This window comes from Paenibacillus sp. MMO-58, from assembly GCF_037146255.1.
In the GTDB taxonomy this organism is placed as follows: domain Bacteria; phylum Bacillota; class Bacilli; order Paenibacillales; family Paenibacillaceae; genus Pristimantibacillus.
The window spans coordinates 124,145-137,223 of sequence record NZ_JBBCVY010000010.1 but is presented as its reverse complement, the minus strand read 5'-3'; the positions used below and the strand labels follow the sequence as shown (position 1 = coordinate 137,223).

Annotated in this window: 10 protein-coding genes; 4 read left to right on the top strand and 6 right to left on the bottom strand. The window is 52.9% G+C overall.

Annotated features, from left to right (window positions below; genetic code table 11):
* Positions 1–20 precede the first annotated feature (20 nt).
* The gene (locus WFJ73_RS25465) at positions 21–1,487 is read right to left on the bottom strand and encodes a protein adenylyltransferase SelO (RefSeq protein ID WP_336775754.1); all 1,467 of its coding nucleotides are present in this window, start codon (positions 1,485–1,487) and stop codon (positions 21–23) included.
* 100 nt (positions 1,488–1,587) lie between these two features.
* Positions 1,588–2,718 carry a tyrosine-protein phosphatase gene (locus WFJ73_RS25460; protein ID WP_336775753.1) on the bottom strand — a complete coding sequence of 377 codons (1,131 nt, stop codon included), beginning with the start codon at positions 2,716–2,718 and terminating at the stop codon, positions 1,588–1,590.
* Between the two features lie 211 nt (positions 2,719–2,929).
* Here WFJ73_RS25460 and WFJ73_RS25455 point away from each other — a divergent pair, with 211 nt between their 5' ends.
* From WFJ73_RS25455 to WFJ73_RS25440, 4 genes are all read left to right on the top strand, one after another.
* Positions 2,930–4,294 (top strand): TrkH family potassium uptake protein, encoded by a 1,365-nt coding sequence (locus WFJ73_RS25455; RefSeq protein ID WP_336775752.1) that lies wholly within the window; start codon positions 2,930–2,932, stop codon positions 4,292–4,294.
* Between the two features lie 92 nt (positions 4,295–4,386).
* The gene (gene murI / locus WFJ73_RS25450) at positions 4,387–5,163 is read left to right on the top strand and encodes a glutamate racemase (protein WP_336775751.1); all 777 of its coding nucleotides are present in this window, start codon (positions 4,387–4,389) and stop codon (positions 5,161–5,163) included.
* Between the two features lie 345 nt (positions 5,164–5,508).
* Complete coding sequence (locus WFJ73_RS25445; RefSeq protein WP_336775750.1) at positions 5,509–9,378, top strand: discoidin domain-containing protein; 3,870 nt, start codon at positions 5,509–5,511, stop codon at positions 9,376–9,378.
* A 136-nt stretch (positions 9,379–9,514) separates the two neighbouring features.
* Positions 9,515–10,060 carry an HD domain-containing protein gene (locus tag WFJ73_RS25440; RefSeq protein ID WP_336775749.1) on the top strand — a complete coding sequence of 182 codons (546 nt, stop codon included), beginning with the start codon at positions 9,515–9,517 and terminating at the stop codon, positions 10,058–10,060.
* Here WFJ73_RS25440 and WFJ73_RS25435 read toward each other — a convergent pair.
* The 4 genes from WFJ73_RS25435 to WFJ73_RS25420 all read right to left on the bottom strand — a co-directional run bounded on the left by WFJ73_RS25435 (position 10,029) and on the right by WFJ73_RS25420 (position 13,055).
* Positions 10,029–10,949: a DMT family transporter gene (locus WFJ73_RS25435; RefSeq protein ID WP_336775748.1), complete on the bottom strand. Its 921-nt coding sequence runs from the start codon at positions 10,947–10,949 to the stop codon at positions 10,029–10,031. The genes WFJ73_RS25440 and WFJ73_RS25435 overlap by 32 nt on opposite strands.
* A 106-nt stretch (positions 10,950–11,055) precedes the next feature.
* A complete protein-coding gene (locus WFJ73_RS25430) occupies positions 11,056–11,295 on the bottom strand; it encodes an H-type small acid-soluble spore protein (protein WP_336775747.1) in 240 nt (79 codons plus the stop codon).
* 71 nt (positions 11,296–11,366) lie between these two features.
* Positions 11,367–11,687 (bottom strand): luciferase domain-containing protein, encoded by a 321-nt coding sequence (locus tag WFJ73_RS25425; protein WP_336775746.1) that lies wholly within the window; start codon positions 11,685–11,687, stop codon positions 11,367–11,369.
* Positions 11,688–11,777: 90 nt separating this feature from the next.
* Positions 11,778–13,055: an adenylosuccinate synthase gene (locus WFJ73_RS25420; protein WP_336775745.1), complete on the bottom strand. Its 1,278-nt coding sequence runs from the start codon at positions 13,053–13,055 to the stop codon at positions 11,778–11,780.
* Positions 13,056–13,079 lie beyond the last annotated feature (24 nt).

Sequence of the window (13,079 nt, the reverse complement as noted above, 5' to 3'; positions counted from 1 at the left end):
GGCATTAATCTCCTATGACCTTAAGTTCCGCAGAACGTCCGGTATGGACGCGGCGATTGTTCCGGAAGGGAGGCGTAAGCCTCTTGCTCATCCGAATAGGCATAAGGCTTCGCAAGCGCGGCAAGCAGATTATCCAATATGCACAGATCCCCCTGCTCCGCCGCCTCGAGTGCTTCCTCTACCCGGTGATTGCGTGGAATAACGGCCGGATTGCTGCTCCGCATCAGCCGGAGAGCTTCTTCCTTGGACTCCGCTTGCCGTCCTAGTCTCGCCTGCCATTGCTGCTGCCATTCCGCAAACTCCGCCGTCCCGTGCAGCACGGTATTCTCCGGTTTGTCCATCGATAAAGCCCGGAACGTATTGGTGTAATCCGCCTGGTTCCGCTGCATCAGCAGCACAAACGCTTCAATCAGCGCCTCATCCTCCGGCTCCTCGTTAAAGATTCCAAGCTTCGCGCGCATGCCTTGCAGCCAGTACTGTTGGAACAGCTCGCTGTAATCCGACAACGCATCTTGAGCCAGCTCAATAGCCCCTTCTTCCTCCTCGTCCATTAACGGCAGCAAGGCTTCAGCCAGCCTCGCGAGGTTCCATGCACCGATGGATGGCTGATTGCCAAACGCATAACGGCCTTCACGGTCAATGGAGCTGAACACGGTAGCCGGATCATAAGCATCCATAAACGCGCATGGCCCGTAATCTATCGTTTCTCCGCTAATCGCCATATTGTCCGTATTCATAACCCCGTGGATAAAACCTACCAGCTGCCATTTCGCAATCAGCGCCGCCTGGCGTTTGATCACTTCCCTAAAGAAGCTGACATACCGGTTCTCGCCATCCTCCATATCCGGGTAATGCCTCTTGATCGCGTAATCCGCCAACGCTTGAAGCTCCTCGAGTGTCCCCCACTGGGCAGCGAACTGGAAGGTACCGACGCGGATATGGCTTGCGGCAACACGGGTCAGAATCGCGCCTGGGAGCAGGCTCTCGCGCACGATTTCTTCGCCCGTCGTCACAACCGCAAGGCTGCGGGTTGTCGGAATGCCAAGCGCATGCATCGCTTCGCTGATGATATATTCCCGAAGCATGGGACCTAGCGCCGCGCGACCGTCCCCACCTCGGGAATAAGGCGTTCTTCCGGAGCCCTTCAACTGAATATCAACTCTCTCTCCTTGCGGAGTAACCTGCTCGCCAAGCAGCACGGCGCGGCCATCGCCAAGCCGGTTGAAATAAGCGAATTGGTGTCCGGCATAAGCCTGGGCAAGAGGCTCCGCGCCTTCGGGGATTTGATTGCCCGCAAATGCTTGGATGCCTTCGCTGCCTCGCAGCACATCGGCATTCAGCCCCAGCTCCGCCGCCAACGACTCGTTTAACTTGATTAACCCGGGAGCGCGCACGGGGGCAGGGTTTTGCTTCGTATATAATAAGTCCGGCAGATCGGCGTAGCTATTCTCAAGGTTCCAACCCGCGGTTGTATTATAGTCCGTCATCTTTTGTCTCCAATCTCTTTTTTCCTTATTATACCCTTTTCTTTCGCTTAGCCATAAAAAAAGACCGCCGGCCGTAAAAGGCCAGCGATCCTCATTCTTATTATTCCGTGTACATCGCTTTCAGCTTCGCGCGTTCTTGTTTCGTAATGCCGAGGCCTTTTTCAAGGAAATTGTCGATCGAGCCGTATTTCGCCTTCATCTCGTCGATGGCCGCTTGCAGGAATTCCTTCTGAACGCCCATCATAGCCGTAATCGCCGCGACAACATTCTCATCCTTCACCTGAGCTTTAACGGCTTCAATCGCCTTCTTGTTCGCTTCCGCACGGTATACGTTGCTCAAGAGGTAGTCATCCATAACCGTCTTCTCGTCTACGCCAAGCGCCAGAAGAATGATCGCGGAGCCCAGGCCCGTACGGTCTTTACCGGCTGTGCAGTGCTGAACGAGACCGATATTGTTCGGGTCGTTAAGCAGCTCCATCAATTGGACGTAGAACTTCGGAGAGTCGACCATCTGTTTGTTAAAGCCAGCCATCATGGCAACCGCGCTAGCTTCGTCTTTCATCAGGCCGGAAGCAATCATGGAGTTCAGATCCGCTGCCGAACCTGCATTCCCGGCATCCGTGCGGATATTAGTGATACCCGGGATTACCGGATCCGCAAGAGCCTTAACCTCTGCATCCGTACGGTAGTCCACGTTTGTTTTGATGCCCATTTCCTGAATCGTCTTGATGTCCGCGTCCGTCAAATGCCCAAGCTCTTCGCCGCGGAACAGCTTGCCCCATTTTACGGTTTTGCCGTCGGTTGTTTTGTAGCCGCCGAGATCGCGGAAGTTGTATGCGCCTTGCAGGTTTACTTTGCGTTCCGCAATCGTAACGGTCGCGCCGCCGCTTGTCTTAATGTAGAAATATAAGCGGGAGCCCGGCTTTGGATCCGTTGTTACGTAACCGTTATAGTTCGCATTAATGCGCTTCAGCTGCTTGCCGTTTGTGGCGATGTTGTCCGGCGAAGTGCTCCAGAGGATTTTTGCGGCGCCAAGGTCTGCATTGGAGTTCCAGTGAATTTTCAGCTTGCCGTCAGACGTGCGTTCAACGCTTGCTTGCGTGAATACGCCTTGCACTTTCTTCTGCGATACCGCAGCCGGTGCCGCGAAGCTTGCTGCCGGTGCAACTACCGCGCCAAGCGCAAGAGATGCAGCGAGTACGGTTGCTGCGTAAATTTTGGATACTTTCATTTTCATTTTTCCCCCTACAATGTGGTTGTGTTTTGTTGTTTCATCATTGTGTTCAGGTTGTATATAAGTTGTATTCTTGTCCTTATTGTAGGTGGGCTTTATAATGGCAATTTTAAAATTTGATAAAGAAATTGTAAAAGCGAGAGGCCGCATATTTGCATGCGAATCCAACCATATTATGGCTATGCCTTAGGGATAACGGGAGGGTTCTATGCTTAAAACATCTCGGGAATGGGTGAGCCGGCGTTCGCCTGCCCAAGTCATTACCGGCTACTATATTTTGGCTGTGCTTATATCCATTCTTCTATTCAGCATTCCCGCCGTGCGGAGGCCCGGGGTCGAGGTCTCTTTCTTCGATACCGTCTTTACGGCCGTCAGCGTCGTAAGCGATACCGGTCTGAGCGTATTTAACGTGGCGGATACCTACAGCGTGTTCGGTTATTTTGTTATTATGCTTGTCCTTCAGTTCGGAGGAATCGGTATTATGGCGATGAGCACGTTCTTCTGGCTCTTGATCGGGCGCAAAATCGGGCTCCGCGAGCGCAGGCTGATTATGGTCGACAACAATCAATTCGCCTTATCGGGCCTAGTCCAGCTCGTAAAAGAAATATTGCGGATCACTCTTCTGACCGAGCTGATTGGCGCAGTCATCTTTGGGGTACGATTCCTCCGATATTTCCCTACCTGGCAGGAAGCCTTCATGCAGGGTCTGTTCGCCTCCGTCAGCGCAACAACCAATGCCGGAATGGACATTACCGGCCAATCCCTAATCCCGTTCAAGGACGACTATTTCGTCCAGTTGGTGACGATTCTGCTTATTATTTTCGGTGCGATCGGTTTCCCGGTCTTAATCGAGCTGAAGGCATTTCTCTCCCGCAACAAGCTGGATCTGAATCATCCTTTCCGCTTCTCGCTATTTACGAAGCTTACCACTTTTACCTATTTCGCTTTGCTTGGGATTGGCACGGTCTGTATCCTGCTATTCGAGTCGCAGCATTATTTCAAAGGCTTAACCTGGCACGAAAGCTTCTTCTACGCCTTCTTCCAGGCGGCTACGACGCGGAGCGCCGGCCTTACGACGATGGACATTACCCATCTGACGCTGCCGACGCTTCTGCTGATGTGCGTCTACATGTTTATTGGAGGATCTCCCAACTCGGTTGGCGGCGGGATCCGGACAACCACCTTCGCCCTCAATATGCTGTTTATCTACCACTTCGCCAGAGGGCGGCGGGATTACAAGGTATTCAAGCGCGAGCTTCATATAGACGATATTCTAAAATCCCTCGCCATCTCGATGATGGCGATCGTCATGTGTTCGTTGTCCGTGATTGCCATCAGCTTCTCCGACAAGCAGCATCAGCTGGTCGCGATCATTCTGGAGGTGTGCTCCGCCTTCGGTACGGTAGGCTTATCTACCGGGATTACGCCGGATTTGAGCATTTTCGCCAAATGCATTCTCATGCTGCTGATGTTTATCGGAAGAATCGGACTGACGTCCTTCCTCTATATCATTGGCGGCCAGCAGACAACCTCGAAGTACCGTTATCCGGTAGAAAGAGTGATGACGGGATAGCCGTCTTCAAAATAATCCGATCGGAGTCTTGCCCAATTTCCCGGACCGCGTTATGCTGGGTGTAATCATATGGGATAGGAACGTTGTGAACTATGACGATCGGTATTTTCGACTCCGGACTCGGAGGACTAACGGTACTGGCGGAAGCGCTGAAGCGTCTTCCTGCCGAGAATTATTTATATATGGCGGACACGAAGCATGTTCCGTACGGGACCAAATCGGAAGAGGAGGTCCGCGACTTCGTGCTTCAGACGGTTGAGCAGATGGTTGCGGAAGGGATCGATGCGCTGGTCGTAGCCTGCAATACGGCGACGAGCATCGCGATTAACGAACTGCGGGAGCGGTATTCTTTTCCCATTATCGGGATGGAGCCTGCCGTGAAGCCTGCCGTGGAGATGAACCGGGCAACGGGGAAAAAGGTTCTTGTCTGGGCGACTCCTCTAACCCTTCGAATGCCGAAATATTACGCGCTGGTCTCCCGCGTTGATGAAGAAGGAATCGTGGATTCCCTTCCAATGCCCGAGCTGGTGCAATATTGCGAGTCGCTGCAATTCGATAAAGAAGTGCTGAAGGATTATTTTCTCACCAAGCTGGCGCCTTACGACTTGAACGAATACGGCATATTGGTGCTGGGCTGCACGCATTTCCCGTTCTACACGTCTATTCTCCGGGATGTTCTGCCTCCGCATATTCAGATTGTGAACGGCAATCTGGGAACGATCCGGCGTTTAACCGCGATGCTGAGCCGTTACGGAATCGGCACGGGGCGCGGTAGCGGCCAAGTACGGTTCATGTGTACAGGCGGAGAAGCCGCTTATATCGAGAAGATGCGCTCTGCGCTCTCTTATTTGAAAGAACAGGATCTATAGAACCGGTACCGCCCTGATGCGGTGCCGGTTTTTTTGTTTGCGCCTTCCACCGATACATAAGATCGCACATGTTCATCGTAGGAATGCATCTTCAGCCTGGCAGGCAACTGGATTATGCTATGCACATACGACTGCTCTTCCGATTACAACCTCATGACGAAAAGATTCGAGACCGCCAATACCGCGTATCCCGTTAGGTATTGGCTTTTTGTTCATCGAATGGATGCTTGCGAAGCAAGAATGGTCGGATATACCGAACTCTTCTTAGGAGGTGGTTGAATGCAGCTATGCAATAAAATGTAAGCGCATTAATGATTGACCATTCTTAATACTAGGAGGTTTTTTATGTTCGCCAATAGTAAAAGACTAAGCCGCAATCCGCTGATGATGTTCTCTCTTGCACTGGCTATTTTGTTATCGCAGCTTACGCTCTACCCTTCTGTCTCGTCGGCGGCGGGCGGTTCCAACCTTGCCATAGGCAAGACGGTAACGGCAAGCGGCTACGCGGATGTTTATGTCGCGGGCAATGTAGCCGACGGGAATCAGGCTACATATTGGGAGAGCACGAACAATGCTTTTCCGCAATGGATCCAAGTCGATCTTGGCGCAAGCACCAGCATTGATCAGGTCGTTCTGAAGCTTCCTGCCGGCTGGGGCACGCGCACCCAGACGTTGTCCGTGCAAGGCAGCACGAACGGATCGACATTCACCGACATTGTTGGCTCTGCCAGTTACGTTTTTAATCCTTCCGTCAGCAACAACGCGGTAACCATTAACTTCTCGGCAGCAAGCACCCGTTACGTCCGTCTGAATATTACGGCCAATACAGGCTGGCAGGCCGGCCAACTCTCCGAATTCGAAATTTACGGAGCAGCCGTAACTCCTCCGCCATCCGGCACTTATCAGGCCGAGAGCGCAGCGCTGTCCGGCGGCGCTAAAGTAAACACGGACCACACCGGCTACTCCGGAACGGGCTTTGTTGACGGCTACTGGACGCAAGGCGCTTCAACGGCCTTCACGGTAAACGCAGCTTCCGCAGGCAGCTACGACGTCACGCTCAAATACGCTAACGCCCAAGGCTCCGCGCGTACATTAAGCATTTACGTCAACGGTACCAAGATCCGTCAGACTACGCTGAATACCCTATCGAACTGGGATACTTGGGGCACCAAGACCGAGACGTTGACTCTTAATGCAGGCAACAACACGATCGCCTACAAATACGACTCTACCGATTCCGGCAATGTAAATCTGGATCAGATCTCCGTGGCAGCTTCGGCGACACCAACTCCTACGCCTACGCCGACTCCAACACCAACACCAACACCAACACCGACTCCTACGCCGACTCCAACTCCTACACCTACACCTACTGCGACGCCTACACCAACACCGACACCTACACCAACACCGACACCTACGCCTCCGTCCAGCGGGAACGTAGCTTTAGGCAAGACCATTACAGCTTCTTCTTCAACCTTTACGTATGTAGCGGCAAACGGCAATGACGGAAGCACTTCTACTTACTGGGAAGGCAGCGGCAATCCAAGCCAGCTGACCGTTGATCTTGGCGCCAATCATGACATTACTTCCGTCGTGGTGAAGCTGAATCCGGCCGCCGAATGGAGCACGCGTACCCAAACGATTCAAGTATTGGGCGCCAATCAAAGCACAACAACCTTCGGCAATCTGGTATCCGCACAGTCCTATACGTTTAACCCTTCCTCCGGGAATACGGTTACCATTCCGGTTACCGCTACCGTGAGCAAGGTTCAACTGAACATTACGGCGAACTCCGGCGCGCCCGGCGGTCAGGTAGCGGAATTCGAAATTTACGGCACGCCTGCACCAAACCCGGATCTGACGATTACAGGCATGACCTGGACGCCAACCAATCCGGTTGAGACGGATGCCATTACCCTTAACGCAACCGTAAAAAATATCGGCAACGCCAGCTCCCCTGCCTCTTCGGTGAACTTCTACCTGGGCAGCGAGCTTGTTGGCACGGCTCCCGTCGCTGCCTTGGCTGCCAATGCGACAGCTACGGTATCGGTTAATGCCGGGGCAAGAAATGCCGGCAATTATCCGGTAAGCGCGAAGGTCGATGAGAGCAATACCGTTATTGAGCAAAACAATAACAACAACAGCTACAGCAACTCGGCGGGTATCACCGTTGCTGCCGTGCAAAGCTCCGACCTGACCGTATCGACGACCTGGAACCCAAGCAACCCAAGCGCGGGCAACACGGTTACTTTTACGACTAACCTGAAGAACCAAGGGAATATCGCTTCCGCGGCCGGCGCTCATCCGATTACCGTGGTATTGAAGAACGCTTCCGGCGCAACCGTTCAGACCTGGAACGGCTCGTATACCGGATCCCTTGCGGCAGGCCAATCCGTTAACGTAACGATGGGCACCTGGACTGCGGTTAACGGCAGCTACTCGGTAACCACGACGGTAGCCGCCGACGGCAGCGAAGTGAGCACCAAGCAAACCAATAACAGCAATACGGTAAGCTTGTACTCGGGCCGCGGAGCAAATATGCCGTTCACTATCATTGAGGCGGAATCGACCTCCAATGCGACTAACGGCACAAAGCTGACTCCTAACTTCAAGCCTGGCGATTATGCCGGCGAAGCATCCGGCCGTTCATCCGTCTATCTGGACGCTACGGGAGAATACGTGGAATTTACGCTGACTTCCCCGGCGAACGCGTTTGTTCTCCGCAACGCGGTTGCCGAGAATACGACCGGAACGGTAAGCATCTATGCGGATGGCGTAAGCAAAGGAAAATTCAACGTTTCCTCCAAGTTCTCTTACCTGTACGCAACGCCTAGCACGCTTGGCCGTCTTGGCTACGACAATGCGCCTGGCGCAGGCTTAACGGCTTACTGGCTCTATGAGGACGCGCAGCTGATGCTGGACCAGGTGTATCCGGCCGGAACCAAAATCAAGATTCAGAAGGATGCCGGCGACGTATCCTGGATCTACGTCGATCTGCTCGAAACCGAGAATGTGGCACCGCCTCAAGCGAACCCGGATCCAACCAAATACGTGGCCGTATCGGCGTCCAAGTCGATTGATCAGGCGCTGACGGAGTTCAGACAGGATAATACGAAAAAAGGCATCTACATCCCGGCCGGCGAATGGACGATCAACAGCAAGATCTTCCTCTATGGCCGCGCAACGGAAATCGTAGGCGCCGGTCCTTGGTACACGAAGCTGGTTGCTCCTCAAAGCCAGTCCAATACGGATGTTGGCTTTAACATCAGCGCCGCGGCTAACGGTTCAACGATCCGCGACCTGTCGGCATGGGGCAACTACATTAACCGGGTGGATGGACCGGGCAAATTCATCGACGGCAACGGCATGCAGAACGTAACGGTTCAGAACATCTGGGTCGAGCATTTTGTCTGCCTCTACTGGGGGGTTAACTCCTCCTACAACACGTTCAAGAACAACCGGATCAAGAACACCTTTGCGGACGGCATCAACATGACGAACGGCTCCTCGTACAACGTGATCGACAACAACTATGCGCGTGGTACGGGCGACGACTCCTTCGCTCTATTCAGCGCTACCGACTCCGGCGGCTCTTACAACGTTGGCAACAAGTACACGAACCTGACGGCGACTAACGTGCGCCGCGCGGCTGCTTTTGCCGTATACGGCGGTTCGGATAATCTGTTCCAGAACCTGTACGGCGCGGATACGTTGACGTATCCGGGCATTACGATCAGCAGCTACAGCTTCGGCTACAATACGCTTGGCTTCGGCGACCAGGATACCGTCATTGACGGAGCAACGCTGGACCGCACGGGAGGCGACTTCTGGACCAGCGTTGGCGCCGACGACAAAATTAACGAGTACCAGAACTTTGGCGCAATCTGGATCTACGGCGGCGACCGGGCGATCAAGAACATTCTGATCAAAAACGTGGACATCAACAATCCGGTCTACTTCGGCCTTATGTTCCAATCCATGTCGCCAAACAATATGGTGATGCAAAATATCAGAGTCGAGAACGTCAACATTAACAATCCGTCCCGCTACGGCATCAAGCTTGTCGTACGCGCCGAGCAAGGCCAAGGCCCTGCTTACGGGGGAGCAAGCTTCACCAACGTGAAGGTCAACAACCCGGGCATCTCCGCCATTTACGGCGAAGCGCAAAGCCCGAACTTCACCGTGACCCGCGTATCGGGGAATAACTGGTAAGAAATAACGAAGGCCCTCCCAGTCACCGATGACTGGGAGGGCCTTTCTGTTGTGCTGCTAGCCGCGGGCGACTTTACTCGTAATACTTGCTCCTTCTTCGTATAATATAGTCAATAACGTTAAAGGAGCTGATCAAATGAACTTACTGGATGTCGCGATCGAGTTTGCAGCAACCGCCCATCAAGCCCAATACCGCAAAGGAACCGGCATACCTTACATCTCCCATCCTTTCGGAGTGGCGATGCTCCTATCCTCGTACAACTACGGCGAAGAAGTGATTATAGCAGCCCTTCTCCATGATGTGCTCGAGGATACGGATACAACCGAGCAGCAGTTAACCGAACGGTTTGGACCAGAAATCACGTTTATTGTGAAGGGCTGCTCCGAGCCGGATAAATCCTTAAGCTGGGAAGAACGGAAAACCCATACGATCGAGACTCTCCCCTCTTCTTCGCTGGAAATCCGGTTGGTAGCCTGTGCCGACAAACTGCATAACCTGCGAAGCATGAAACGGGAGTTTGAGACAACCGGTCCATCTTTCTGGTCCCGGTTCAAAAGAGGCGAAAAAGAGCAAGCCTGGTATTACAAAAGCCTGGCCGAAGCGTTCGCTAAGCCTGAGGATAGCTCCTCGCATCCCCTGTTTGCCCTCTTTATTCAGGAAGTGAACGATTTTTACGGTTAACCCGCCAGAGCGGCGGAAGCTGCGGCACAATCATGCCGACCAGCATAAACATACAGCCGATCCCTGCGCGGACGCCGAGCACTTCGTCCAGCAGCAGGTAGCCGCCGATGGCGGCAAACACCGTCTCCAGGCTCAGAATGATGGCCGCCTGCGTAGGATGAGCGTTCTTCTGGCCAACGATCTGCAGCGTATACGCAATACCCACGGAACAAATTCCGCCGTATAACAATGGAATTAGGGCATCGGACAGACCTGAGAGTTCCACCTTTTCCGTAGAGAAGGCTGCGATAAAGCTCAGCACCGAGCACGTCGCAATCTGCACAAGCGATAGCTTTAGCCCGTCCGTCCTGCGGGAGAAACGGTCGATCATCAGAATATGAACGGACCAGAATAAGGCGCCGACAAGCTCGTACAAATCCCCTTTGCCCAACTTGAGATCATTGGTCATGCATAATAAATATAGGCCGATAACCGCCAGAACGGCGCCAATGCCGCTGTTCACGCCGAGCCGCTGCTTCAGAAACAGGCCGAAGAACGGCACGATAACAATATAAAGTCCCGTAACGAAAGCCGCTTTGCCCGCGGTTGTATACATCAGCCCGATTTGCTGCAAGGAAGCCCCGATGAACAGGATAAGCCCCGTGCATACTCCGTATATAGAAGCGCTCTTAAAGGAACCGCGAAGCTGCGCCTTGGTCTGGCCGGATTTCCGGTCCATGATCCAAATTAACGGCAATAACGATACGGCTCCCAATACAAATCTAACGGCATTAAAGGTAAACGGCCCTGTATGCTCCATCCCCTGACGCTGGGCTACAAAAGCAAACCCCCATATAAAGGCAGCAAGTATTAATAGTAAACTGGATTTCAATTGCGCTTGTTGTTTCATGAACGTTCTTCTCTCCTACCGGCTGACTAACTGCTGAAAGATTCATTATACAAAAAACAAAGCACAGCGGTAACCCGCCATGCTTTGTTTTACAAAATTCAATTATTCAGTTTCCGTCTAAGGAAGCCCGGCAAGCCACTTGATCAACTTCCATTCCCATCGTAGATGATTGCTCAACCAAGCTGCGAACCGGCACTTCAAGCTCCTGCTCCGGATTGGATAACGGATAAATGCGCGCTGTCTCCCTCGCATCATCCACATGCTGAATATATACCTGCATTTCGTTATACTTCACGTCCTCCATTACCGGAGATGCGGCAATTTCTTTGGCGCGGTTAATGTCCACTGTATAATCCTCCTCTGCTTCAAGCTCCTTACAGTATGAGCGAAGGAGGAATGGAATATGCGCCCATTCCGTTAGGGAACGTTGCCTTCTTGGGCAAACCGTTCATAGTTATAACGCAGCAGCTCAATGGCATGGGCAAGATCGTCTTCGGTGTTCAAATAGACGGAGACCCAGCCTGATTCCGGCAGGATATGATGAGACCTGGCTTTTCCGGTCGTTACCGCCTCATCCCGCTTGGCCTTCGGCAATAACAGATCCACCAGCCGCTCGCCGTGAAGATGTCCGATCTCCTTGCCGTTCACCGCAAATTCGATACCGCCGAACCGATGAGGGCCCGTCGTTAAGCCCGGCCAGGATAACAGCAGCTCTTCCAGTACAGCTTTATTCCCCATAAGCCCACCTCCGTATTTACACCGTTAAAAAGCCTTATTTCAATCGTATTCCGGGAGGCTCGGAGAATTGCCCTTTCACTTACAATTCACTTATCTCGCAATCACCTGATCGCGTCTTGGTCCAACGGAAATCGTCGTGATCGGAACGCCAATTTCGGACTCCACGAACTCTACGTATTTTTGGGCCGCAAGAGGCAAATCATCGAATTGCCTAATATCCGAGATATTGCTTTTCCAGCCGGGCATAGATTTGTACACGGGCTTTGCTTCTTCAAGCTTGGAGGTAATAGGGAAGCAATCGATAATCCCTTCATCCGTTTCGTAGCCGACGCAAACCGGGATTTCGTCTAAATAACCCAAGACATCCAGGTTCGTTAATACGACGGATGTCGCTCCCTGCAGACGGCAGCCGTATCGCGTAGCAACGGCGTCAAACCAACCGACGCGTCTAGGCCGGCCGGTCGTTACGCCGTATTCCCCTGCATCTCCGCCCCGCTTCCTAAGCTCCTCCGCCTGTGCTCCATGAAGCTCGGATACAAACGGACCGGCGCCAACGCAGCTGGAATAAGCTTTTGTTACGGCAACGACCTGTTGGATGGCATACGGAGGAATTCCTGCCCCAACCGCCGCAAAGCCCGCAAGCGTCGAAGAGGAGGTGGTAAAAGGATAGATCCCGTGATCGGGATCCCGAAGCGCCCCTAATTGTCCCTCCAGCAGAATAGGTTCTCCATGGATACAGGCTTTCTGAAGCAGCGATGCGGTGTCGCCTATATACGGTGCCAGAAGCTTCGCTTGCTCAAGCAGCTCCGGCATCAAGTCTTCCGCCTGCACGGTAGGACGGCCGTAAAGATGCTGCAGAAGTACGTTTTTCGATTCTAACAGCCGCTCCAAGCGCTTAAGCAAACGGGCAGGCTCCAGCAAATCGGCAGCCTGAATCCCAAGCTTGGTATATTTATCCGCATAAAAAGGAGCAATGCCGCGTCTCGTGGAGCCAAAGCTGTTGCTTCCCAGCCTCTCCTCTTCCAATTCATCGAACAGCCGGTGCACCGGCAATACAATCTGGGCTCTATCCGAAATGATCAATTTAGGAGCTGGAACTCCCCGTGCCGACAAAGCCTTCAGCTCATCCAGCAAAACTCCCATATCCAGTGCCGTGCCGGGACCAATCACATTCGTAACGTTTGGGTTAAAAACACCCGAGGGAAGCATATGCAGGGCAAACTTCCCGAAATCGTTAATAATCGTATGCCCCGCATTGCTTCCTCCTTGGAACCGGACAACATAGGAGGATTGCGCAGCCCATGCATCGGTCATCTTCCCTTTTCCTTCGTCTCCCCAATTTGCGCCTACAATCGCCGTTACTGTCATTCTCATAACCTCCGCTTCATCAAT